The organism is Neorickettsia helminthoeca str. Oregon (assembly GCF_000632985.1).
GTDB lineage: Bacteria > Pseudomonadota > Alphaproteobacteria > Rickettsiales > Anaplasmataceae > Neorickettsia > Neorickettsia helminthoeca.
This window is the reverse complement of record NZ_CP007481.1, coordinates 337282-361145: the sequence shown is the minus strand read 5'-3', so window position 1 is coordinate 361145 and position 23864 is coordinate 337282. Positions and strand designations below refer to the sequence as shown.

23 protein-coding genes and 2 tRNA genes are annotated in these 23864 nt (G+C 41.2%); 9 read left to right on the top strand and 16 right to left on the bottom strand.

Translation table 11 applies throughout. The features are described from left to right. Positions 1-23: 23 nt before the first annotated feature. The 3 genes from NHE_RS01825 to NHE_RS04510 are packed head-to-tail and all read right to left on the bottom strand — an operon-like array spanning position 24 to position 1187. A complete protein-coding gene (locus tag NHE_RS01825; RefSeq protein ID WP_038559359.1) occupies positions 24-731 on the bottom strand; it encodes a uroporphyrinogen-III synthase in 708 nt (235 codons plus the stop codon). Then, positions 728-1024: a hypothetical protein gene (locus NHE_RS01820; protein ID WP_038559357.1), complete on the bottom strand. Its 297-nt coding sequence runs from the start codon at positions 1022-1024 to the stop codon at positions 728-730. Before NHE_RS01820 ends, NHE_RS01825 begins: the two co-directional genes overlap by 4 nt. Positions 1025-1055: 31 nt before the next feature. Further along, entirely contained in the window at positions 1056-1187 is a 132-nt protein-coding gene (locus NHE_RS04510; protein ID WP_269479143.1) for a hypothetical protein, read from the bottom strand. 127 nt (positions 1188-1314) lie between these two features. Between NHE_RS04510 and ispH the strand changes: the two genes are divergently transcribed. Together ispH and NHE_RS01810 are read left to right on the top strand one after the other, a co-directional pair. Beyond that, positions 1315-2226: a 4-hydroxy-3-methylbut-2-enyl diphosphate reductase gene (gene ispH / locus NHE_RS01815; RefSeq protein WP_038559354.1), complete on the top strand. Its 912-nt coding sequence runs from the start codon at positions 1315-1317 to the stop codon at positions 2224-2226. 2 nt (positions 2227-2228) lie between these two features. Then, complete coding sequence (locus NHE_RS01810) at positions 2229-3338, top strand: FtsW/RodA/SpoVE family cell cycle protein (RefSeq protein WP_038559352.1); 1110 nt, start codon at positions 2229-2231, stop codon at positions 3336-3338. 104 nt (positions 3339-3442) lie between these two features. Here NHE_RS01810 and NHE_RS01805 read toward each other — a convergent pair whose 3' ends face one another. The 6 genes from NHE_RS01805 to NHE_RS01780 all read right to left on the bottom strand — a co-directional run bounded on the left by NHE_RS01805 (position 3443) and on the right by NHE_RS01780 (position 7362). After that, entirely contained in the window at positions 3443-4576 is a 1134-nt protein-coding gene (locus NHE_RS01805; RefSeq protein WP_038559349.1) for a phosphoglycerate kinase, read from the bottom strand. Positions 4577-4626: 50 nt separating this feature from the next. Beyond that, complete coding sequence (gene gap / locus NHE_RS01800) at positions 4627-5634, bottom strand: type I glyceraldehyde-3-phosphate dehydrogenase (protein ID WP_038559347.1); 1008 nt, start codon at positions 5632-5634, stop codon at positions 4627-4629. 56 nt (positions 5635-5690) lie between these two features. Further along, positions 5691-5773, bottom strand: a tRNA-Leu gene (locus NHE_RS01795). Between the two features lie 6 nt (positions 5774-5779). After that, entirely contained in the window at positions 5780-6352 is a 573-nt protein-coding gene (locus NHE_RS01790) for a complex I 30 kDa subunit family protein (RefSeq protein ID WP_051579566.1), read from the bottom strand. Between the two features lie 6 nt (positions 6353-6358). Beyond that, positions 6359-6862, bottom strand: coding sequence for a NuoB/complex I 20 kDa subunit family protein (locus tag NHE_RS01785; RefSeq protein WP_038559344.1), 504 nt, complete (start codon positions 6860-6862; stop codon positions 6359-6361). Between the two features lie 146 nt (positions 6863-7008). Beyond that, a complete protein-coding gene (locus NHE_RS01780; protein ID WP_038559342.1) occupies positions 7009-7362 on the bottom strand; it encodes an NADH-quinone oxidoreductase subunit A in 354 nt (117 codons plus the stop codon). A 193-nt stretch (positions 7363-7555) separates the two neighbouring features. On the opposite strand from NHE_RS01780, the gene NHE_RS01775 reads away from it, so the two are divergent. After that, on the top strand, positions 7556-7999 hold the full coding sequence (locus NHE_RS01775) for a DoxX family protein (RefSeq protein ID WP_051579564.1): 444 nt from the start codon (positions 7556-7558) through the stop codon (positions 7997-7999). 68 nt (positions 8000-8067) lie between these two features. On the opposite strand, the gene ftsA is transcribed toward NHE_RS01775, so the two are convergent. Further along, positions 8068-9273 (bottom strand): cell division protein FtsA, encoded by a 1206-nt coding sequence (gene ftsA / locus NHE_RS01770; RefSeq protein WP_038559339.1) that lies wholly within the window; start codon positions 9271-9273, stop codon positions 8068-8070. Positions 9274-9345: 72 nt separating this feature from the next. Beyond that, the gene (pheT, locus tag NHE_RS01765) at positions 9346-11667 is read right to left on the bottom strand and encodes a phenylalanine--tRNA ligase subunit beta (protein ID WP_038559337.1); all 2322 of its coding nucleotides are present in this window, start codon (positions 11665-11667) and stop codon (positions 9346-9348) included. A gap of 268 nt (positions 11668-11935) precedes the next feature. Between pheT and ftsH the strand changes: the two genes are divergently transcribed. Together ftsH and NHE_RS01755 are read left to right on the top strand one after the other, a co-directional pair. Beyond that, a complete protein-coding gene (gene ftsH / locus NHE_RS01760) occupies positions 11936-13861 on the top strand; it encodes an ATP-dependent zinc metalloprotease FtsH (protein WP_038559334.1) in 1926 nt (641 codons plus the stop codon). After that, complete coding sequence (locus NHE_RS01755) at positions 13842-14249, top strand: DUF2628 domain-containing protein (protein WP_051579561.1); 408 nt, start codon at positions 13842-13844, stop codon at positions 14247-14249. The genes ftsH and NHE_RS01755 overlap by 20 nt, the downstream gene beginning before the upstream one ends. A gap of 48 nt (positions 14250-14297) precedes the next feature. On the opposite strand, the gene NHE_RS01750 is transcribed toward NHE_RS01755, so the two are convergent. After that, positions 14298-16556 carry an NADP-dependent malic enzyme gene (locus NHE_RS01750; RefSeq protein WP_038559331.1) on the bottom strand — a complete coding sequence of 753 codons (2259 nt, stop codon included), beginning with the start codon at positions 16554-16556 and terminating at the stop codon, positions 14298-14300. Between the two features lie 207 nt (positions 16557-16763). Between NHE_RS01750 and secF the strand changes: the two genes are divergently transcribed. The 3 genes from secF (at position 16764) to NHE_RS04190 (ending at position 18390) form a co-directional block, all read left to right on the top strand. Beyond that, positions 16764-17651 carry a protein translocase subunit SecF gene (gene secF, locus NHE_RS01745; RefSeq protein WP_038559329.1) on the top strand — a complete coding sequence of 296 codons (888 nt, stop codon included), beginning with the start codon at positions 16764-16766 and terminating at the stop codon, positions 17649-17651. Beyond that, positions 17632-18015, top strand: coding sequence for a double zinc ribbon domain-containing protein (locus NHE_RS04195; RefSeq protein ID WP_051579559.1), 384 nt, complete (start codon positions 17632-17634; stop codon positions 18013-18015). The genes secF and NHE_RS04195 overlap by 20 nt, the downstream gene beginning before the upstream one ends. A gap of 93 nt (positions 18016-18108) precedes the next feature. Beyond that, on the top strand, positions 18109-18390 hold the full coding sequence (locus NHE_RS04190; RefSeq protein ID WP_051579557.1) for a ComF family protein: 282 nt from the start codon (positions 18109-18111) through the stop codon (positions 18388-18390). Between the two features lie 38 nt (positions 18391-18428). Here NHE_RS04190 and xth read toward each other — a convergent pair whose 3' ends face one another. From xth to NHE_RS01725, 3 genes are all read right to left on the bottom strand, one after another. Further along, positions 18429-19223 carry an exodeoxyribonuclease III gene (gene xth, locus NHE_RS01735; protein WP_038559327.1) on the bottom strand — a complete coding sequence of 265 codons (795 nt, stop codon included), beginning with the start codon at positions 19221-19223 and terminating at the stop codon, positions 18429-18431. 149 nt (positions 19224-19372) lie between these two features. Then, positions 19373-19717, bottom strand: a complete 345-nt coding sequence (locus tag NHE_RS01730; protein ID WP_038559325.1) for a histidine triad nucleotide-binding protein — start codon at positions 19715-19717, stop codon at positions 19373-19375. 86 nt (positions 19718-19803) lie between these two features. Further along, positions 19804-19877 (bottom strand) — tRNA-Met (locus NHE_RS01725). Positions 19878-20274: 397 nt separating this feature from the next. On the opposite strand from NHE_RS01725, the gene NHE_RS01720 reads away from it, so the two are divergent. Beyond that, on the top strand, positions 20275-22122 hold the full coding sequence (locus NHE_RS01720) for a ribonucleoside-diphosphate reductase subunit alpha (RefSeq protein WP_084473252.1): 1848 nt from the start codon (positions 20275-20277) through the stop codon (positions 22120-22122). Positions 22123-22174: 52 nt separating this feature from the next. On the opposite strand, the gene NHE_RS01715 is transcribed toward NHE_RS01720, so the two are convergent. Continuing rightward, positions 22175-23851: an ABC transporter ATP-binding protein gene (locus NHE_RS01715; RefSeq protein ID WP_038559322.1), complete on the bottom strand. Its 1677-nt coding sequence runs from the start codon at positions 23849-23851 to the stop codon at positions 22175-22177. Positions 23852-23864 lie beyond the last annotated feature (13 nt).

The following is a 23864-nucleotide window of genomic DNA, read 5'->3' as shown; positions in this document are numbered from 1 at the left end:
CTGAAATAGTGCGACTAAATAGTTCAATTTTCCTGCTCAGTGTAATAATGATTCCTTATTATATCAATAAGTGCGCTCTGAGTTGGAAATGGCGGAACATGAATATTAGGATAGTCTAAAACTGAGGCAACTCTATTACTCATAAGGAAGTAGTGAAAAAGATTAGGTTCGAATCGATAATCAGTAAGCAAGGATCGACATACAACAGCTGCACGCCTTGAAAATATGGAGATACACTTAACACGAGCGGTTCTCAACAGCTCAACCAAAACCTCAGAGAACTTCTCACGTGCATTCATCTTGTAACAGATGAGCCGCTCGAAGGTAAACCCATAAGCATTACAAATGAATACTATATCTCTGGTAATCTCCATTCCCGATAAATAAATAAATCTATTACTTTTATCGAAGGTGGAGATTATATGCTTTTCTAACTCTTCTACTGTATTGCAGCCGCATGAAGAAACATTGAAAAACTCAAGATCCTTTGCAAACTTTGCAATATTATCAGTCATTGTATAGATGTTTAGATCCTTACTCGCGTCCAGGAGACTAAGCGCTCTGATTGCATTTTTACTGGTCACAACAATCCTTGCACCAACCAATATACTACAGTCGAAACTTAATGGCTGCAGATTAAAAAGTGATTCTATATGACTTTCTATGTTCAATTTAGCCAATTCTTCCTGTAAAGGTAGTGCATCCTCTATCGCTCTTGTTATCAATATCATCGCGTCAATACCATCTTAATCTCGGCACCAATCTTGGTATGTAATTTTACCCGCTCCACCAACTCTTGAAAACGGTAATGTAGCTTCAGCGAAACTCCAGGATTTTCGGCGCACACGTACACCGTAATTTGTCCACCAACAGCATACAAAATCTTTTTGATCGAGACTCTTTTAAGAATTTCCTCCTCATTCGTGATTCTTTTCCAGTGATAATAAATCAAGAACTTCGCACCACCGTACTGGGAAATTAGTCCACGATCAAACTGCGATAACACTAATTCAAGTTTTTTCATTTCAGAGAAGATTCTAAACTAAGTCACTCAATCACCAGGCAACCTTTCCTATCACTGCACGCATTAGAGAAGTCCACTGAGCGTCATACAGACACTCCTTGAATTCCACAACTGACGAGTCAATTGATATTTCAAGATAGGTCTGCCATGCTGAGTAAATCATTTAAGAGAGCTCACAACAGCCAGTATATCAAAATCCCTTCATAGACGTCTATAAGCTACATTGACGCGGAATAAATAGGATGCTACTTCACAAACATGGCAATACTAGTTAAATAATTACAAAATACATGGAAATATTAATTGCTGCACCTAGAGGCTTCTGTGCTGGTGTAGAGAGGGCTGTAAATACAGTTGATATTGCTATCGACCGTTATCCAGAAAAAAAAATATTCGTACACCATGAGATAGTTCATAACACTAGAGTAATCCAGGACTTTAAGGCTAGGGGGGTAGTGTTCATAGAAAACGTCAATGAAGCAGAAGCAAACTCAGTACTTATCCTCAATGCTCACGGTGTCTCAAGCGAAGTCGAAGATCATGCCAAATCCATGGATCTGATACTCATAGATGCAAGTTGCCCTTTGGTCCTAAAGATCCACAGAGAGGCACAAGCCTATGAAAAAGAAAATTTCACTGTTCTGATTATAGGAAACAGAAATCATGCAGAAGTCATGGGTACTGCAGGAAGAGTTAAGGCAAGGACCTACATCCTAGAAAAACTTGAGGATATAGAAAAACTCGATGATCTAGAAGGAAAATTAGCGTACGTGACTCAGAGCACTCTATCTTGTGATCACGTGTCGGTGATGGTAAACGCACTGAAGAGAAAATTCCCAAATATAGTGGGAAGATCGGATATATGCTACGCAACACAAAATAGACAAGATGCAGTGAAAGCGCTCGCAAAAGAGGTGGATCTGATGTTAATAGTTGGCTCGAAGAATAGCTCCAACTCGAACAATTTAATGAGAGTTTCAAGGGAAATATGTCCGAAAGCTTTCCTCATAGACAACTACAAAGAAGCCGAAGCTCACTGGTTTGAAGGGGTAAACAGGATAGGTATAAGTTCAGGTGCTTCTGCGCCGGATTTACTGGTTCAGGAACTCGTCGAATTTTTAAAGAACAACTTCGACTGTACTGAGTCCTCAGATTTCGTGTTCAAAGGGGAAAATGTGAAATTCAAACTCCCGAATATCTAGAGATGTCAAGAAGAAATGCAATCTTAATCTGGTTCAGGAGTATAGACAAGGTGACTCTGCTTATTGTATCGATTCTCATCATAATTGGGATGAGTCTTATTGCATCTGCGAGTCCTGCGATAGCAATGAAAATAGGCTTCATCAATCACTACCAGTTCATACACAATCACACACTGAATATCATTCTTGGATACTCGATGATTGTATTTTTCTCCTGTCTTTCAACGCAGGAACTCAAAATTCTCTGCACCTTTTTTCTGGGAGTAATGATTATTCTCACGTTCGTCACACTTCTGAAAAGCACAAACATCAAAGGCGCAAAGCGATGGATCAGCATTGTGGGCTTTTCACTACAACCCTCTGAATTTATCAAGCCAACATTTTCGGTGTTCTGCGCCTGGATCCTATCAAATAATCCGAGGAATTGTCTTTACGCGTCCTTCTGTTATTTAGGAATCACATTACTTCTGCTTCTGCAACCGGACTTTGGTATGTTCGTGACAGTAAGTATTATATTTTTCTCAATAATATTTCTTTCACGAACAACAATCTTTCTGATTCCAGTTTTTATGAGTATTTTTTCCATCATTGTGTTGACATCTTACCTGACCATACCACACGTCAAGTATCGAGTCGATAATTTTTTCAACTCCAAAGGTGAGAATAATTTCCAGGTGCAGAAAGCAACAGAATCACTTGCTAGGGGAGGCTTACTAGGTGTTGGCCCTTCTGAGGGCAAGGTGAAAATGCATTTACCTGATGCTCACACTGATTTTATCTTCTCAGTTGCAGGAGAGGAGTTCGGATTGGTGCTGACGCTGAGTATTGTAATACTCTATCTACTTCTGATTATCACAAATCTCTCGAAAATCTCTGATTTGGAGAATGAGTTCTCGATGTTAGCAGGCATGGGAATCATCTCCTATCTGGGTGCACAATGTTTGATTAATATCAGTGTAAATCTCAATCTCATACCAACAAAAGGCATGACATTACCATTCATCAGCTATGGCGGTTCATCGATGATATCCTCAGGCATGGCGATAGGAATAATGCTCGCCCTCACAAGAAAAAAATACAATGTGGATACGAGCAAATATGACTTCAGCTAATTGGAGCCCCCAATTACAACATGAACTTCACAGAAACTAGCCTGTCTTGAAAAATACAGCGCAATAATCTTCAGCTGTGATCTCACAAACACCTCAGGAGTTTCTTAGAATTGCCTGGATTTTATCGCTTCTATCCCTGGCAGAGTACCTTCCTCCTGGAACTTGAGGAAAGCGCCACCAGAAGTCGAGATATATGAAAAACAAGGGTCCTGAATAAGTTTGATAGCTGCTAACGTATCACCTCCACCTATGACACTCATGACACCAGAATTCCTAGTGAGAAAGGAAATATAATTACCCAACTCGATTGTCCCACTATCGAAAGGTTTTACCTCAAAAGCACCGATAGGGCCATTCCACAAAATTTTTTTATATCTTCCGAGGATTGTCTTTATAGCGATCAGGGACGCGGGACCGACATCAAGCATCATTTCATGTTTTGGTACGAACCTTGCATCTACGATATGATAATTCTCATCTTCAACCCCAGAGGAAGTAATAAAATCGAATGGGATAAATAGATTCTCTAAGCTAATATCGCAATGGACACCTTCACATAGCGAGCGACCTATTTCATATCCTCTGGATTTTAGCACGACGTTTACTAGAGCACCCCCAAGTATCACAGTGCCGACTTTTTTCAGTAACCCTTTTATTAATGGAAGTTTCGTGGAGATTTTACTTCCACCTATAATTGCTGCAGAATCTTTCGAGGCGATACTGTCAAGCGCACTATATTCCTGCGCAAAAGCCAATCCCGTAGTAGACGGAAGATAATTAGGGATTCCCACAACAGATGCATGCTCCCTATGAGAAACCGAGAATGCATCATTGATGTATACGTCCCCATATTGAGCAAGACGTCTCGCAAATTCGGGATCATTACTGACTTCGCCATCAAAGAACCTTATATTCTCTAGTAGGGCTACTTCCCTGAGTTTTAAAGTCGATGCATTATCCAGATATTCAGATTGGATTAGACGAATGTCCAGGCGACTAAATTCACGGATTTGCTCAATAATTCTGTTGAAAGAGAATGTACTTTTCGATCCCGAGTCTGGCTTTCCAAAATGGGAAAGTAGAAGAACACTACAATTATTCTTCAGAAGTAATTCTATTGTTGGAAGGGCTACAGCAATTCTGGAGAAATCATTTATTACTCCATCAGCAGTCACTGGAACGTTGAAATCGACTCTTAGAATAACCCTGCAACTGCGGACTTTGTCTATGCCAATCATTTACTCAATACACCGACCAATACGGATTCTCTCTGGAACAATTCTAATCCCTAGTATATTCTTTGGCGAATCATTCTAGCTATATCAATCATCCTCGAGGAAAAGCCAACTTCATTATCATACCAAGCTCCAAGACGAAGCATTCTATTACATACGACATATGTTCCTGTCAGATCGACGACTGCGCTATGCGGATCTCCATTGAAATCCACCGAAACCAATGGTTCGTCACATGTACTGAGTACCCCTTTTAAGTAGGAAGACGCAGCATTAATAAAGGCATTATTCACCACTTTGACACTGACATCACGCTCTGTATTGAGGGTCAAGTCGACCATAGATACGTTCGGTGTAGGGACCCGCATAGCAATTCCATCGACCTTACCAGACAATTCCGGGAATATTTTTCCTATCGTCTTCGCTGCCCCAGTGGTGGTAGGTATTATCGACATTGCACACGCTCTGGCACGACGTAGATCTTTATGATTATTATCCACGACATTCTGATCATTGGTGTACGAGTGTATAGTAGTCATAAATGCACTACTCACGCCAAAACCCTTGTGAATGACGTCTATCAAAGGAGCAAGGCAATTTGTCGTACACGATCCAACCGAAATGATCCTATCAGAAGGCTTCAAAATATCCTGATTAACACCATAGATTATCGTTGCATCAGCATCCGGCACCGGTGCAGACACCAAGACGAATTTAGCACCAGCTCTCAGATGCCCAGACGCTCTCTCATAAGAATTAAAAACACCGCTACATTCCAAAACCAGATCGACATTTAGCTTTCCCCAATCTAGCAAAGAAATATCCAGCTCACGTGAAAAACGAACTGGCGCACCTTCGAGTAAAACAACATCCTCACTAGCATAGGAAACAGCACACGGGAAACGTCCATAAACAGAATCATACTTCAAGAGGTGAACACAATTCTCTATTGAACCCGGAGTATTCACTGCAACAATTTCCACGTCACCGCGGTTGGAGCCCATAAGTATCCGCAACACAGCTCTACCTATGCGACCAAATCCATTGATAGCTACCCTCATTTACTAAGCTAAGTAAACATCAAACACTAAAAGTCCCCATGGGAACAAAAGAAAAATACCCTTGACTGGATTCGAACCAGCACATCCGCAAGGACAGCAGATTTTGAGTCTGCCGCGTCTACCATTCCGCCACAAGGGCACAGCACTAATCTTTTTTCTCGCCCGACATCTCATCTACGTACTTTGTCCCCTCCCACGGAGTAAGAAAATCGAAAGACCTATACTCCTGTGGAAGATTCACATCTTCATAGACAACCTTTTTAGTCTCAAGATCATACCTCACTTCTTTATACCCAGTAAGTGGAAAATCTTTCAACATTGGGAATCCTTCAAACCCGTAATCAGTTAGGATTCTTTCGAGCCTTGGATGATCAGAGAAAATAACACCATACATGTCATATACCTCCCTCTCAAACCAATCTGCGGCCCGAAAGATGCCACAACAAGTCGGAACCTTCTCTAAAGCAGGATCAACTGCTAATTTCACATGACACCTTCTATTTTGCTTCATGTCAAGCAATATGTAGATGAGCTCTATCCTCTTTTCACGTTCAGGATAATCGACACCAAAGACATCCACAAGAAGAGTGAACCCTAAAGAAGACACATACCCAAGGACCTCCATCAAGGAATCCGAACAGATACCTAGAACAGCAGGATCAGATTCATCGATGAGTTTATCTATTTCCCTTGGATCAAAGGCTACACTATCGCTCACTATACCTCACCTACGAACAATATTCCGCTGCCGCCCAATTTTTTTCTGCAAGCAAAGAACTCCATACAGAAGAGCTTCAGCCGTAGGCGGGCAACCGGGAACATAAACATCAACTGGGATGATTCTATCACATCCCCTCACCACAGAATAGGAGTAATGATAATATCCACCACCATTAGCACAACTACCCATCGAAATAACATACTTCGGTTCTGCCATTTGATCATACACTCTACGCAAGGCAGGTGCCATCTTATTAGTCAGTGTACCAGCTACGATCATAACATCAGATTGCCTTGGACTAGGTCTAAAAATCATACCAAATCTATCCATATCATATCTACTAGCGGTGAAATGCATCATTTCCACGGCACAACAGGCTAATCCGAACGTCATAGGCCACAAAGAACCCGAGCGCGCCCAATTCACAAGCTCATCGAGTTTTGCAATAAAATAGCCGTTATTATTCATTTCAGGAAGTGCGGTATTTTTGTTAAAGTCATTTTGCATCTCTAGTAAATTTTTAAGATCAGATCAAACACCACTACCAACTATAAAACACAGAAGACTCAATAAACAAACACTGAGGAACACAAAAACGAAGATCCAAGATGTGGGAAAAATCGATAAATTTTCCAAAGAACCTCAGAAAAATCTCACTCCCACTCCAAAGCACCAGACAAGAGTTCATATACAAAGCCAACAGTCAATATCGAAAGAAATATCAACATCGAAATAAACCCTGCTGGTCCCAACTCTCTAGCAACAGCGGCCCAAGGAAACAAGAAAACTATCTCCAAATCGAAGATAATAAAAAGTATCCCAACAATGTAAAATCTAACATGGAATCTCTCACCAGTTGAACTCAGCTTATCAAAACCACATTCATAGCTATCACCTTTATGCCTACTATAAACGGAAGGAGCAATCAAAGACGGCAAAAAAAGCATGATAACACTAATGAGGCAAGCTACAAGAAAGAAGAGCCCTATGAAGAGATAATTTTCCATTTATCTATTACGTTTTGCTTAGTAGACAATCTTAACACCTTTGTCGTTTTATGTGAAATAGTTATTCGACGTTTTTACTTGATATTCTAATAACTTCTTTAGATGCAACATACTTGTCCTGTAAACAAAAAATAGTATACAATTACGGCACCATTTCTAAGAATATTATCTAGATCTAAGAATTAAGTCCTTGATGAAGCCTCTAGTAAACATTCTTAAGTGCTGCCTGATAGTATTGGAAGAGTATTTTGTTCCACTTCTGATATTGACGGTTCGCTTATGGATGGCAAAGGTCCTCATTGACTCAGGGCTTTCGAAAGTGCTTGGTTGGTCTAGTACATCCCTTCTCTTTCTTTACGAGTATAGGTTGCCTTTGTTTGGGAGCGTATTCTGGGCAGTTCTGTCCACGGCTACTGATTTTGTATCAGCTTTACTCATTGGACTTGGTTTCCTGACTAGACTTGCGTCATTCCAGATGTTGGTTGTTACGACCATTGTTTATCTCACCTATAATCAGTTTACTGAGTACTATCCTTGGTTTATTGCGCTTAGTATTCTGGTGCTTTTCGGCTCAGGCTTTTTCTCTGTGGACTCAATGAGAAAATCAGAAACCAGCAGAACCTACCCAGCTACTTAACTTCCACTGGGATCGCCCCATCTTCCCAGTACAGTGTAGCTTCTATTGTAGGCAGCTCTCGGTGGCGCCTACCCTATCCTGATGGATACAGCTTCCAATATCCTTCTTATATATCCTATAGGTTTCTTTTGCATGCTTTCCTTACGGAAATCCCTCAGTATAGCTGCTAGACCGAAGACACTACTATACTCTGATCCATAGACGACATCTCGCACCCTAAAATCGCCTTGCACTCTGACCTTCTTCATGAAGATTTTTTCTGCAATACGCCTGATCTGAGTTATTTTACTTCCGCCACCTGTTAGAACAACTGTGGAAAAATTACTGTCCTTCACTTTTTCATGAGCCATCTCGAAAATCTCTTCCAAGCGCGGAACAGCCATATCCGCGATCTCTCTGATACTGACATCCTGCTGATGCACAAGATCAGAATATCCAGAAATATCTATCCTATTACTTTCGCTATTTCTATCCAGCAACAAGTGAGCACAATCTTTCTTCAGTGACTCAGCGATAGATATTCCGACATTTAAACCGAAGGCTATATCCTTACTCACATGTGATCCACCGACTGGAATACTCGAAATAAATTGGACTTTCCCAGACTTAAAAACGGCCATCGAAGTAGATGCTGCGCCCATCTCGACAATTATGGCGCCTACTTCGCGCTCATCTTCTGAGAGGACTGAATAACCTGATACATAAGGAGAAAAAGCACAACCTGCAAATCTAAGATTACACTGGGAAATAAGATTCTCGAGATTCAGCATCATTGTCCTGATGCCCGTTATTACGTAGAACGAAGCACTCAAAGATTTCCCATACATTCCTATTGGATTGGAGACCTCTTGTACACCATCTATCAAGCACTCCTGCTGAACCATATGTATTATCGGAGTACTTATTTTTTCAGCGACCTTTTTCCTTAGTAGTTCGGCGTCGACTTCAGAGATTTTTTTATTATCCACTTCGAGCTTTGCTCTGTATTGCTTTCCGGTAATACTAGGATCGGAGATAATGATGTAGATATCCTCTATACCTTCATCGGAGACTTTTTCAGTTGCTTCAATGACACCCAGGAGCGAGCGTTTTGCCTTCTCTATATTGATTGCTATTCCGCCTTTGATTCCGACCGCGGGGACTTCAGCGAAGCCTGTGACTTCCAATTCTGAAGAATTGATCAAATTAAAATTCATGCATCTCAATTTATCACTACCTAAGTCCAGAATAGTTACATGTGCTTTATCGCGCAGCGATTGAGGCCTTATTTCCATACCTTCTCTAAAAAACTGTGCCGGGTCTCCTACCTATCACATCCACATTAATTAACACTTAAATTTTACGATCTACTTATAACTTACGCGCAGAGTTCCGAAGAACCTTTCTTCCACACATTGGATAATTTTATCACTCAACCCACCTATTTCCTCAGAAGACATACTATGGAGGTCATTTTCCATGGTCACAAGAAATGCTAAGGAAAGTCTCTTCATTCCATTGAAATCACCTTCATATCTATCGAACAGGGTGACGTCTTTAATCAACTTACTTATGGATCGGACTTCTTTTTCGAGAGCCTCCCAACACGGATCCTTATCCAGCTCGAAAACAAAGGAAAAATCCCTCTCCACAACTGGAAACTTACTGAAAACACTTTCCTTGGAAGGCTGTCTATAGGCAATCCTGTCTAGATATAACTCAAACGCAACAATTTTCTTTCCGAAAGAAATTTCAGGATGTATCTCACCCATAAAGCCAATCCTACGTTTTGCTATGGAGACTACAGCAGCTTTTCCCGGATGGTACCAAGTAGGCAATCCCTCTTTTGAAAAAGAAATATTTTCCAAATTGAGATAATTGAATAACATTTCCAAATCTGCTTTAAGGTCAAAGAAATCCATACTGTGAGCTTTTTCATGCACATTCCTCTGAAAGGACTGACCGGACTTCAATGCAGAAATAACGCTATTCTCAGCATTTTTTGAATAGACTCTACCTATTTCAAAAACTCTAACGATGTGCGTGCCATTGTTATGGTTCTTTTGTGCGACATCGAGTAGATTGTAGATAATACTAGGTCGCATCACATTGAACTCCAGTCCTAATGGATTTTGGATCAATACAAGATCGTCCTTTTCAGCGCATTTTCTCTCCGACATGAATGACCAAGTTATCACTTCTGAGAAACCTCTAGCTATCATCAGACCTCTGATTCTCTCTTCAAGAGATTCCCGAAAAATTACTGGTATTCTATTAGGTAGCGGATTTTCTTTTAAATGGTCATACCCGTGCACCCTTAGCATCTCCTCAGCTATGCATGCCTGCGTGGAAATATCATTTCTCCAACTTGGTGAAATTACATCAAGTTCTTTGCCATTTTGGGTCACTTCGAAGCCCAGATTCGTTAAAATCTGAATCATTCTAGATATCTCGATTTCGATGCCAGTCATCGAAGAAAAGAAAGAAATAGGAAACTTAACTACTTCCCTTTTTATTCCTGAGTCGCAAATTTGGACTTCCCCCATTTTCCCGCCACAGACTTCTATAATCATGGATCCAGCAATACGCAATGCAGTTTCAGTGAAACCTGGATCCACTCCACGTTCGAATCTATATGCAGACTCTGTATTAATTTTTAACTTCCTTCTTGTCAGAGCGATATTCACACAATTAAAGACCGCAGCTTCTAGAAAGATGTTCGTTGTGGAGAGTGTACATTCACTTTTTTCAGCACCTATTATCCCCGCAATCGCGTGGACTTCCGACACTTGATCCTCAATTACTATAGAGCCATCTGGGATAGTATATTCTTTTCCATCGAGAGCCTTGCACTTCCGCTCACCAACCGAAACGGATATCGATAAACTTCTGCCCTTAATTTCATCTGCATCGTAGATGTGCATAGGAGAACCATAGGAGAGCATGACATAGTTCACTATATCAACCAAAGCCGAAACTGATCTTATACCTATTCTATTGAGTCTTTTCCTCAGCCATTCAGGTGAATCAGTATTTTTCACGCCAGTTATGGACAACCCCGCAAATTTACTACAAGCCTCAGCAGAATGGATCTCAAAGTTTATTGTCTCTTGGGTTTCAATTGGGTAGTACTTGATCTTAGACTGAATGAGTCTTCCGTATCCAGCAGCAGCTAATTCTCTTGCTATACCGTAAATACTCAGGACATCGCCCCTATTCGGAGTCACAGAGATTTCTATTAGGGGATCAATACTGAATTCCGTACCAATTTCATACTCATCACCGAGTTCGAGGATACCACCGTCGTCCTCCTCTGATAGACCTAATTCCCTGGAAGAGCAAAGCATTCCCATACTTTCACATCCCCTGATTTTGCTCTTCTTGATGCTCATTGAATTAGATGGAATCACTGCACCAATACACGCCAGAACAACTTTCAGACCCGCCCTGACATTCTGTGCACCACAAACGATCTGGAATTCCTGATTTCCATCAGAGACCCTGCAAAGCCTCAATCTGTCCGCCTGCGGATGCTTAGATACTTCCTCGACCCTTGCAACCACAAAACCAGATCCTATACTGTGACAACGCTCAACCTCGAATCCTAAAGAGATCAATGCCGTTATTATTTGCTCTAAGGAAACACTCGTATCTAAGTGTTCTAATAGCCATCCAAACGTAAACTTCACTTAATAAGAAGAAAGATCACCGAAATGATAGGATAACATGATATACTTACGTTGTCAGAAGTTTTTTTGATGTTTTCCGAGCAAAAATATACTCGTTTTGAGTAATCGCAGGGTTTCACAACTAGACTCCTCGGGATGTGAGGAAAAAGTTCTCAAATCTACGTTCCATTGGAAAAATGATTAATTCTGGTTGCTTTTCCCTAGAATTGATAAATACAAGAAAAATTTTATAATCGGAACTGCACCTCGTTTTCTCTGCAAGAATTGAATGAAAAAAATCTTAGAAAATCTTTCTCTCTGGATAGGAATAATTGTCTTTGTCACCCTTCTTTTCGGGCAGGTTGCACTCAATCTTGGCTTCGGAGGAAGAAATGAAAAGATCCAGTTTTCCGAATTCCTGAATCTCGTGGAAAAGGGAGAAGTACAGAGAATACTAATAGATGGCTACAATATCTCAGGACAGTTAAAGAATGGGGTTCATTTTTATACTAAAGCCACTACTTATCCTGATTTAGTTCCATTTCTGAGGAAAAATGATGTCAATTTCCAGGTTGCATCAGGCGACGGCTTTCTGAATCTACTATTCAACATCCTCATATCTTGGTTTCCAATGCTGCTACTGATCGGCGTATGGATCTTCTTCATGAAACAAATGCAGTCAGGTGGCAACAAGACTATGAGCTTTGGGAAATCGAAAGCAAGACTCCTAGGTGATCGAAACAATAAAGTAACCTTTAAGGATGTCGCAGGAATAGATGAAGCTAAGGAAGAACTTGCAGAAATTGTCGACTTTTTGAGAGAACCAAAAAAATTCCAGAAGCTTGGAGGTAAAATTCCTAAAGGTTGTCTGCTCATAGGGCCACCTGGAACAGGTAAGACGTTATTAGCAAAAGCGATTGCTGGCGAGGCAAAGGTACCATTTTTCAGTATTTCCGGCTCCGATTTTGTTGAGATGTTCGTAGGTGTAGGTGCAAGCAGGGTTAGAGATATGTTCGATCAGGGAAAGAAGAATGCTCCATGTCTAATATTCATAGACGAGATAGATGCTGTCGGGCGACATCGTGGCGTTGGATTCGGTGGTGGAAATGATGAAAGAGAACAGACTCTGAATCAGCTTCTGGTCGAAATGGATGGATTCGAAGCAAATGAAGGAGTGATAATCATCGCAGCGACTAACAGACCAGATGTCTTGGATCCGGCCCTCGTGAGACCAGGTAGATTCGATAGACAGATTACAATCTCCATTCCTGACATAGCTGGAAGACAAAAAATACTCGAAGTCCATTTGAAAAAGATTTCGCTAGCGCCTAATGTGGATGTATCAATCGTAGCACGTGGTACTCCTGGGTTTTCAGGTGCTGACCTCGCAAATCTAGTTAATGAATCTGCGCTCATAGCAGCACGTAGAAATAGAAAGGTCGTAACAAATGAGGATTTTGAGTACGCAAGAGATAAAATCCTCATGGGAATGGAAAGAAAGTCCCTTGTGATGAGGGATGAGGAGAAATTGCTAACGGCATATCACGAAGCAGGACATGCAATAACTAGTTTGAAACTCGAAGCCTCTGATCCGATACACAAAGCAACTATAATCCCACGTGGTAGAGCACTCGGTTTAGTGATGAGACTTCCTGAGCACGATCGAGTATCTTTTACTAGAGCAAGGATGCATGCTGATCTAATCGTTGCAATGGGTGGAAGAGCGGCAGAGGAAATAATTTTCGGTGAGGACAAAGTAACGAGTGGCGCATCTTCTGACATAAAACAGGCGACTATGTTAGCGAGATCGATGGTTACGAAGTGGGGAATGAGTAAAAAAGTCGGGCCGCTGCTATATGGTGACCCAACAGATAATCACACACTTTCAACCGAAATGTCTAATCTCATTGACAGCGAAGTCAAGATCTTGATAACCGATGCCCTGGAGAACGCAACTAAGATCCTGAATGAAAATTTGGATTCGTTGCACAAAATAGCAAATGCTTTATTGGAATATGAAACACTTACTGGTGAAGAGTTGTCTGCACTGATAAGGGGGGAAGAGATTATTAAAAAAACTGGTGTACATAAAAAAACTGTCTCCAGATCATCAATTGACGTCGAGGAAGGTGATATGAATGAAAAAATGTTGGAGACATTAGATTCGGATCTGTCTCTGGATTCAGATCTGTCTGATGAAGAGGATAAACAATAAAATGAAGTCTTTCTACGTATACCGCCCGAATAACATCACCGATATCAGACAAGATATAGGTTCTCTTGTATTTGTAAAATCCAGTTTTTCTTTTGGAGCGTTTTTCTTTTCGCATCTTTGGGTGTTGTATCACAGAATGTGGCTCACCTTGATACTTACAATATTACTCCAGATGCTACTTCAGCAAATATCGACGTTCCTACCAGCGCCGCTATCACTACTTGCACAAGGGATGCTACCACTCTCGCTAGGATTTTTATGGCACTCAATCAGGGAATCACATCTCTTAAGAAAGGACTATAAGTTATGTGGAATAGTCATAGCTCCGAACATCGTCGGTGCTCAGCTCAGATTCTTTGAGAAGCACAAACTGCACACCGAATGTTAATACCTACCATTGCTTCGCACGGCTGACTGGATTTGAATCAGTTAGGTATTAATCTGAGCTCGTTTTTGCAGCGATGAGTGCAAGGTTCAGTATCTCTGAAACATCATATGAAGGCTGCACTATCTGCACAGACTTATTCAAACCCAACAGGATCGGGCCTATAACCGTGGTGCCCATAATCTCCCTGGAGAACTTACACAATGCACTTGCAGCTTCAGCGCTAGGCATGACAAGAACATTCGCTGCCCCACTCAATCTCAAGAACGGATATATATCTCTTGATCTTTCATTTAGAGCAGTATCAACCTCCATCTCGCCTTCATATTCGAATGACACCCCAAGATCGTCGAGAATTTCAACAGCTTCTCTTGCTCTTAACGCACTTTCGCCATTTGAGCTACCAAAATTCGAATTAGCGATTATAGCGACCCTCGGAGAAGAACCTATACCTTGTACAACTTCAGCACCCTTGATAGCAATTTCAGCCAAATCCTGAGCATCCGGTATATTATCGATCCCGGCATCACAGACGAAGAAAGTGTCCTTATCAGTGATTATAATCGACATAGAAAATACCGTATCAGTAACACCAATGATCGGAACAACATCATTAAGGCAATCACTATAGCTTCTCGTTAGTCCAGTGATCATCGCATCACCATCACCTGCGGCAAGAAGGCAAGCAGCAAACACATTGCGATCCGTCTTTATATCTCTTACACACCTTCTGTGGAGAAAACCCTTTCTTTGCAGGGTACGATACATATACTCTATATATTCATCATTTTTCTTTGAGACTGCGGCGTTAAGTATCTCTATTCCTGAACGACTTGATAGATTCATTTCTTGCATCCTTTCCTCTATGAGGCTACTGCGTCCTACAAGAATAGGGGTACCATAGCCCATATCACGCCACTGAACAGCAACACGAATACTTCTGATCTCCTCACCTTCAGCAAAGATAACACGCTTCTTGTTCTCCCTGAGCATACCACTTATCATTCCGAAAAGATTCGTCGAAACCTGAGCCACACGCTTGATCAGGCTTTCACGATATTCTCCGAAATCTTTTATAGTCTTTCTTGCAACTCCAGTCTCAATTGCTGCACGCGCAACTGCAGGAGCAATTTCGACAATCAAACGTTGGTCGAAAGGCTTAGGTATGATGTAGTCCTTACCATACTGCATGTGTGTATTTGAATAGGCAGCCATAACTTCAGCTGAGATTGGCATTCTAGCAATATCTGCAATCGCCTTTACTGCAGCAAGTTTCATCTCTGTATTGAACTTGCTTGCGTTAACATCGAGTGCACCCCTGAACAAATAAGGGAAACACATCACATTATTAATCTGGTTACCATAATCCGATCTACCAGTTGCCACAATTGCATCCGGACGGACTTTTTTTGCTAATTCTGGATCTATTTCAGGGTCTGGATTTGCCAATGCAAAGATCACTGGATCCCTATTCATCTTGGAAAGCCATTCCGGTTTCAGAACGTTAGCAACCGACAATCCAACGAAAACATCGGCATTCTTCAATGCTCCTTCTAGAGTATCAGCATTGATATCAACAGCATACGCAGCCTTACGATCTCCGGGAGCAAATTCTCTACTAGTCTTGATAACACCACTCTGATCACAAACAATAATCTTGCTTACACCAATATTTTTCATTAACTCGATACATGCTATTCCGGCCGCACCGCACCCGTTGACCACCACTGAAAGATCTTCCACTCTTCTACCAGTCAGATCGGCAGCGTTGATCAGACCTGCACAGACTATAATCGCCGTACCGTGTTGGTCATCATGGAATACTGGGACATCCAACATTTCCGCGAGACGCTGCTCTATTTCGAAACACTCAGGAGACTTTATATCCTCGAGATTAATACCACCAAAAGTGCCAGCAATATTTTTTACAGTCGATATAAATTCCTCGACATCTTCAGTATTGACTTCAATATCAATCGATTCGATATCCGCGAATTTCTTAAATAATACAGCCTTTCCCTCCATCACCGGTTTAGAGGCAGCCGCACCTAGGTTCCCTAAACCAAGAACCGCCGTACCATTAGAAATCACAGCTACTAAATTACCCTTAGAAGTATACTTGTAGGCATCCAGTGGATTATTTTTTATCTCCAAGCAGGGCTGCGCCACACCAGGAGAATAGGCAAGAGATAAGTCCTCCTGAGTAAGTAAAGGTTTCGTAGCATGTACACCCAGTTTCCCTGGTCTACCCTCGGAGTGATATTGCAACGCTTCTATGTTGATCGTCTCTCTACTTTTTGCTTTTGCCATGGACTCAATAATGTGAAAAGGCCTACGTCAAACTTATAGCACACAAGACACTGCGGAAAAATACAGAAGCATATCATTTTCCGAAAGTCATATAGTTGAAAATGTTCTAACCGGGTCTAGAGCTATAGCCTCTTATGAACGAAACTTCAAAGGTTGATTGCAATTTGCGCCTGTAAATAATAAGATCTGCATTTTACAGCGCTGCAAATGAATTTCGTTTTCAGTAGACTTTTAGATCACTGTGACTTCGATTTTCTCAGGTATAGAAAAATTGCTTTCTATATGAGTCTCGTACTTACTGTCACGACTTTCTTCTTTCTCGGAACAAAAGGATTGAATTTTGGAATCGATTTCACTGGTGGCTTAGTGCTGGAAATACGTTCCCAGGGTGATATTAACATCGATCACTTGAGGGATGAAATGGTGAAAGCACAAGACTTACCTGCAGCATCTATTCAACGTCTCGAGAACCCAAGACATATCTCCATAAAGGTTCGCTCAAAAAACAGTCAAGAAACTCTAGATCGTGTGAAAGCATTCCTGAAGCCATACAATTTCCAGTACGAAAGAATAGATTATGTGGGTCCTCAAATAGGTCACTCGTTGATATACAAGAGTATTTTGGCCATAGGCTTTTCTGTACTGGGGATTTTCATATATCTACTTTTCAGATTCAGTTATAGTTTTGCGCTTGCTGGGGTCGTCACAATAATCCATGACGTTATATTCCTAATGTGCATTTACTCATCGCTGGCAATTGAATTCAATACATCCTCTGTCGCGGCTGTTCTGACAATCATAGGGTATTCAATAAACGATTCTGTAGTTATTTTCGACAAGCTCCGCGAAAACATAGGAGTAAAAGATTTGTATAAACGAATCAATATCAGCGTAAATACGACTCTCTCTAGGACTATCCTCACCTCTTTCACGACAATGCTGGCCATAGCACCTGTAGCACTACTCTCAAATGGAGATATACAGACATTTGCTCTTATGATATTGTCTGGCGTCGCTATAGGTACTTATTCTTCGATTTTCATTTCAGCTCCTCTCGCGCTCTTAAAAAGGCATAATGCTGAAAAAATCGTATGAAGTGTTGGCGCATGTTTTGTTTCCTCAAGTAAAGACGTTGGTTCATGGAATATTCAGATTTTTATTCCCTGATTTCTGTATTGTATGCTCCGCTAAGGAGAATCTATCTGAGGATAACATCTGTGGAAACTGTAGATCGGAGGTCCTCTTTTTAGAGGACTTCCCTCACTGTTATGGTTGTGGGAGAAAAATGAAGAATCCCGAGCTATGTATAATCTGCGAAATCTCAAAGCCAAAATTTGATGACGTAAAAGCGGCATTTCTCTACAACAAATACGTTGCCCACTTTATAAGGAAGATCAAATTTCATGATGGGACATTTCCTAGCAAAGTCGGCTGCCAAAATCATCATAAAACACTTTAGAACGGATATAGAAATTGTGATTTCATCATCCCTGCACCGATTCATCAGATAAGACTCACCCATAGGAAATACAATCAATCTTCTCTAGTTGCGATGCAGATCGCAAAACTGATTAAAGTATCAGTGCGCTTGGATGTACTATCCAAAACAAGGAATACTATTCCTCAAGCGACACTGTCCGTGGAGAAACGTAGAGAGAATTTACAGAACGCATTTAGCATCAAGAACTCGGTAGGGATCAGAAATGCATTCATCATACTTCTCGACGATGTTATAACCACTGGTGCAACCGCATCTAGCTGCGCTGAACTACTGGCTCAACATAATCCAAAGAGAATCGTCGTGATTACCTTGGCTAGATCTATTCTGCAGTAAAACGGCATGATGCTCAGGCTTCTCCATATAGGAGTAATTCACACAGCAATCACACAGACCACAGGGACGTGATCTGACGGTTTCTCAATGTAGCGAAGACTTTTCACTATATAACAATCGACTAAGCTATCTGCCCCCTCAGCAGAAGTCAGAATATGATCTATTCTCATACCTTCATTTTTCTGCAGGCCACCGCCTCTGTAATCCCACCAACTGAACTCTTGCTTATCGGGATATTTCATTCTAAACGTATCAAACATACCAATATTAAGAAGCTCTCTGAGTTTGTTACGCTCCTTGATATGGAAACCTGTACATCCATCTAGCTTGACGTGATCATAGACATCTATATTCTCGGGGGCAGCATTGATATCACCACCTAATAAAAGAATTTCATTTGCATGTGAAAGATATTCAGTGATCCGCCTAGTAAGCGCATCGTGGAATTGCATCTTATACTCAAAGCGCGGAGAATCTGGGGACTGAGCATTTGGAACGTATATACTAATTAAACGTATCCTTTTCCCCGGGAATTCTACTGTTCCCTCTATATAGCGAGCTTCATCATCATTCACCAAAGAATCGGACACTTTTACAATTGGAAAACGAGATAATATAGCGACACCGTTATAGGCTTTCTGGCATCTGAGAATCACGTTATATGACAGATCCTGAAATACCTGAAAAGGAAAACTCTCTTCCTGACATTTCAGTTCTTGTAGAAGGAGCACATCTATTTTCTCCGACAGCAAAAACCTCTGGACAGGTTCGACGCGCTGCCTTATGGAGTTAACATTCCAGGTGGCGATTTTTAGGAGTTGGTGATTATTCAACGATTTTCTTCATATCCAAAAGCAGAAACCGGTAATTGTATTAGTGTTTACGAAGTTCCTCAATACAGAGTACTGCTCTAGCAGAAAATATCGGCACCGCACGATCCACAGGCAGCGACTAAAAGCTACAAATATGAGTAACTGATTTATCAAGCAAAACTCCCTAACTCTTTCCCGGCTAGGATATGAACATGGAAGTGTTTTACAGTCTGTCCAGCGCCGCTTCCATGATTAGTTACAACTCTATATCCAGTCTTCTCAACTTCCAGGATCCGCGCGACATCAGCCACCTTGCTGAAGAAGGATCCAACATCAGCGGAACTCGCAACAAAATCTGCAAATGACGTGAATTTCCCTTTCGGTATCACAAGGACATGAATAGGAGCCATGGGAAAAGCATCATGGAACGCAAGAACCTCATCATCCTCATAAATCTTCTTACAAGGCAGCTCCTTCCTTAAAATCCTTGCGAAGATATTTTGATCATCGTACATCACGGATCCACGGTATACACGCCAAAAGAGAATAGTCAGACAGGAAAACCGAGGCCTCGACAGCATCGGACACCTATCGAAAAATCTTGCGGAAGCTGGATTCGAACCAACGACCTTCAGGTTATGAGCCTGACGAGCTACCAGACTGCTCCATTCCGCGACAATGTTTAATGCAACAGCGCACCGGTTAGTATTATCTCTTGTGAAGAATTCATTGTCAAGCGTATCTTGTCTACAAATCGAGGCTTATGATGAATGTATCCATGTAATCAATAATTCATCGGGTAGCATCGCTTTCATCTTCAATGGATAAGATTGTTTTGTCCCTCCTGTTAGTAAGAAGTAATATAAAGTCAATTTACACTAGAATAATCACCGTATCAGGGTAACCCAGTTATCATTAGTATCTTCTTAATGAGTTGCACCCATTCATATTGATTTTCACCATAAATGTGGTAGTATGTCTCGATATCTCTACTAGATATAGATCAATTTTGTATATAGACAATGGTCTCTATAAATCCCGCATCTAGCAAAAGTAACATTATCTCGGTTTTATGAGTAACGAAATTAAAGTATTGGGTTTTTCTCCGGATTTTCATGAAGAGGTCCAACACTCTTTAGATGGAGGAATACAAACGTTCCCTAAGAGGGATGTGTTGCTCACTAGTTTCGGGAAGGCTGTACTCAAGGATAGATATCTCCAGCAATCCGAGAGCTATCAAGATTTGTTTGCGAGGGTCGCGCATTACTATGCAGATGATCCAATGCATGCAGAAAGGCTGTATAATTACATAAGCAATCTTTGGTTTATGCCGGCCACACCTATCCTGAGCAATGGAGGAACAAAACGTGGTTTACCGATTTCCTGTTTCCTGAACGAGACAGAGGATTCACTTGAGGGGATAGTGAATCTATGGAATGAAAACGTATGGCTTGCAGCACATGGAGGTGGAGTCGGTAGCTACTGGGGGAACCTTCGTTCAATTGGCGAAAAGGTGAAGTGCAGTGGTAAGACTTCAGGAATAATACCTTTCATCGTTGTGCAGAACGCTCTGACACTTGCTATATCTCAAGGATCACTTAGGAGAGGAAGTTCAGCCGTCTATTTACCGGTAAACCATCCAGAGATAATGGAATTCCTCGACCTGAGGAGACCTACTGGTGGAGACCCTAATAGGAAGGCACTCAATTTACATCACGCTGTCGTAATCAGCGATGATTTCATGGATGCAGTTATCCATAATAAAGGGTGGAACCTCATCAGCCCAAAGGATTCCGCGATTATAACGACTGTCAGCGCGAGAGATATATGGATAAAAATACTCACAGCACGCCTCGAAACGGGTGAGCCATATATTCTGTATATCGACAACACGCAGAAGAGAAGACCTGAGATATATAAAAGACTCAACTTAGGTGTAAAAATGTCGAATCTTTGTGCTGAGATTACTCTGACGACTGGTTTGGATCATCTTAACAATCATAGGACAGCGGTTTGTTGTCTTTCCTCACTCAACCTGGAGAAATTCGACGAATGGGAACATGATACACATTTCATAAGGGATGTAATGCATTTCCTGGATAACGTATTGGAGGACTTTATTAACAAAGCTCCATCTTCAATGAGCAAAGCAAAGTATTCAGCTGTCCGTGAAAGAAGCATAGGTATGGGTGTAATGGGTTTCCACTCTCTGCTGCAAAAGAAGGGAATACCATTCGAGTCCGCAATTGCAAAGAGCGTTAATTTAAAAATTTTCCAGAAAATACGAAGCGAAGCAGATAGGGTCTCAAGGGAAATGGCTCTAACTAAGGGTGCTTGTCCAGATGCGATAGACTGTGGGTTAGTAGAACGATTCACGCATAAAATCGCGATTGCTCCAACTGCATCAATCTCGATCATCGCTGGAAACACATCACCAGGAATTGAGCCATATGCAGCGAATGTTTTCATTCAAAAAACTCTGAGTGGCTCATTCATCGTGCGGAACAAACACCTGGATGAACTTCTGGAGAAAAAGGGGGAAAATAACGAGGAGACATGGTCATCTATTATTACTCATGAAGGATCCGTACAACATTTGGACTTTTTAACTGAAGATGAAAAAATGGTTTTCCGAACCGCTTACGAAATAGATCAGCGCTGGATCATAGAACATGCAGCCGATCGTACTCCTTATGTTTGCCAATCACAGTCAGTGAACTTATTTTTGCATTCTGATTTACACAAAAGGGAATTGCATCAGATCCACTTACTTGCTTGGAAAAAAGGCCTCAAAAGTCTCTACTACTGCAGATCCAAGTCCATCCAGAGAGCGTACAAGATATCTCATGGATACAAGCACCAAAGCTTCACGCCAAAAAAGCCTATTATAGAACAAGACGAATGCCTGGCTTGCCAGTAGGATACTTTCAGCACGCAAGACCAAAACTATAAGGCCTTAGTGACCCATCTTACTACTCTTCCGCCATCTGCCTGTAGAACGCGCTCGCTGAAAGCAATTCTTCATGAGTTCCCATAGCTTCAACCTTTCCCTTCTTAATCACGATTATCTTATCCATATTCTTTATCCCAGAGAATCTGTGAGCAACCATGATGACTGTCTTATCGCGTGGCATTGCAGCAATAATGGAATCTATATCTTTCTCATTACTCCTGTCTAATGAGGAAGTTGCTTCATCTAAGAGAATGACCTGCCTATCCGCAAAGATTGCACGGGCAATATTGATCCGCTGCTTCTGCCCCCTTGAAAGGTCAGAGATATCAGTATTTTTTGGTAGATCATGAATGTTCGCAGCTGCACAGATATCAGCAAAGTGATCATCATTATCGCTATTTCCTTCTGATTTCATACAAACGTTTTCCTTTAGATTTCCAGAAATAACGCTGAGCTCCTGTGGAACCCAAGCAAAGAGAGAACGTACACAAGCTCTAGACAAATTAGAGACGGGTATACCATTTATGGTGATACACCCAGCACACGCAGAATAGAACCCTAAGATCAATGCAAGGATGGTACTTTTACCACCACCAGATGCGCCAACAAAAGCAACATGCTCACCTCGATTGATTTTGAAACTAAGATTATTTATTACAACATTATCTTCAGAGGATTTGTAGGAAAACTGTACATCTTTGAATTCGAGCTCATCGAACTGCTCCACATGCTGACCAGTTGTTTCATCTTCCTGATTACCGAAAAGATCTTTGTATAGATTTTCTATCCTAGCATGAGCATTCGAAACTTGCTGTAGATCAGGGTAAAGATCCATAATTCTTCCAATGGAAGTGGATGCCAGTAGCGCATAAAATATGAATTCAGAAAGCGTAGCGCTATTTATCCTATTATCCAAAACACTACCCACCCCGAAATCAATGAAGATGCTGACTCCGAGAAAAACTAGTGCCATGACAATCCCTATGAAAACCGATCTTATTATGACATACCTTACAAAGGAACGGGAAAATTCCTTCGTCAGCTTAAATACTCTGTTAAAGAAGAATCTTTCCTTAAGAAAGGCCTTTATAATCTGTATATTACTGAGGCTCTCTTTAATCTCCAAGTAAACTTTATCGCTTTTACCTGTGGCAATAAAAGATAGTCTCTTGACGTTCACACCAAATAGGAGCAACAGCAAAAGAATTACCGGGATCGATAAAATGAGGTACAAAAAGAGTGTCTTCTCAGTATAGAAAAGAATAATAAGCGATCCCAAAAAAGTCATGATATTACGTAGCAGGACCGGACCACCAGATCCAAAGAAATTCTGCAGAACCATCACATCTGAACCTAAAATAGTCGGTATCAGTCTTGCATTGCGATTGATAGTCTCAAGATTCGCCTTGATCAGCACTCCATACAAATCGAACAATAATCCCTCCGCAATCCTTACTCCCAACAATCCCGAGAAAATACCTCTGAAAGAAACTATTAGAGAAAGGAATAAGGAGAAAAAAACAATCATCAACAGTAGCGACCCCCCTATGCCACCGTCAGAGATAGACTGGACTGAATGACCAATGATCTTACCTAGAGCTATCGATAGAAATCCAGATAGGAAGACGGTTAGCACGGCCAAAAAGACAAGGAAAATAGACTTCCTCACGTGGGATAATAAAATACCATCGTACATAAAGTGAACACTA

Coding starts and splice junctions, on each gene's coding strand:
- NHE_RS04190 (WP_051579557.1), top strand. CDS start 18,109: ATGCAGATCGCAAAACTGATTAAAGTATCAGTGCGCTTGGATGTACTA.
- NHE_RS01775 (WP_051579564.1), top strand. CDS start 7,556: ATGAAGCCTCTAGTAAACATTCTTAAGTGCTGCCTGATAGTATTGGAA.
- NHE_RS01810 (WP_038559352.1), top strand. CDS start 2,229: ATGTCAAGAAGAAATGCAATCTTAATCTGGTTCAGGAGTATAGACAAG.
- NHE_RS01730 (WP_038559325.1), bottom strand. CDS start 19,717: ATGTACGATGATCAAAATATCTTCGCAAGGATTTTAAGGAAGGAGCTG.
- NHE_RS01750 (WP_038559331.1), bottom strand. CDS start 16,556: ATGGCAAAAGCAAAAAGTAGAGAGACGATCAACATAGAAGCGTTGCAA.
- NHE_RS01720 (WP_084473252.1), top strand. CDS start 20,275: ATGAGTAACGAAATTAAAGTATTGGGTTTTTCTCCGGATTTTCATGAA.
- NHE_RS01805 (WP_038559349.1), bottom strand. CDS start 4,576: ATGATTGGCATAGACAAAGTCCGCAGTTGCAGGGTTATTCTAAGAGTC.
- NHE_RS04195 (WP_051579559.1), top strand. CDS start 17,632: ATGCTGAAAAAATCGTATGAAGTGTTGGCGCATGTTTTGTTTCCTCAA.
- ispH (WP_038559354.1), top strand. CDS start 1,315: ATGGAAATATTAATTGCTGCACCTAGAGGCTTCTGTGCTGGTGTAGAG.
- NHE_RS01755 (WP_051579561.1), top strand. CDS start 13,842: ATGAAGAGGATAAACAATAAAATGAAGTCTTTCTACGTATACCGCCCG.
- NHE_RS01785 (WP_038559344.1), bottom strand. CDS start 6,862: ATGCAAAATGACTTTAACAAAAATACCGCACTTCCTGAAATGAATAAT.
- NHE_RS01715 (WP_038559322.1), bottom strand. CDS start 23,851: ATGTACGATGGTATTTTATTATCCCACGTGAGGAAGTCTATTTTCCTT.
- NHE_RS01780 (WP_038559342.1), bottom strand. CDS start 7,362: ATGGAAAATTATCTCTTCATAGGGCTCTTCTTTCTTGTAGCTTGCCTC.
- ftsA (WP_038559339.1), bottom strand. CDS start 9,273: ATGGAAATAAGGCCTCAATCGCTGCGCGATAAAGCACATGTAACTATT.
- gap (WP_038559347.1), bottom strand. CDS start 5,634: ATGAGGGTAGCTATCAATGGATTTGGTCGCATAGGTAGAGCTGTGTTG.
- NHE_RS01825 (WP_038559359.1), bottom strand. CDS start 731: ATGATATTGATAACAAGAGCGATAGAGGATGCACTACCTTTACAGGAA.
- ftsH (WP_038559334.1), top strand. CDS start 11,936: ATGAAAAAAATCTTAGAAAATCTTTCTCTCTGGATAGGAATAATTGTC.
- secF (WP_038559329.1), top strand. CDS start 16,764: ATGAATTTCGTTTTCAGTAGACTTTTAGATCACTGTGACTTCGATTTT.
- NHE_RS04510 (WP_269479143.1), bottom strand. CDS start 1,187: ATGATTTACTCAGCATGGCAGACCTATCTTGAAATATCAATTGACTCG.
- NHE_RS01820 (WP_038559357.1), bottom strand. CDS start 1,024: ATGAAAAAACTTGAATTAGTGTTATCGCAGTTTGATCGTGGACTAATT.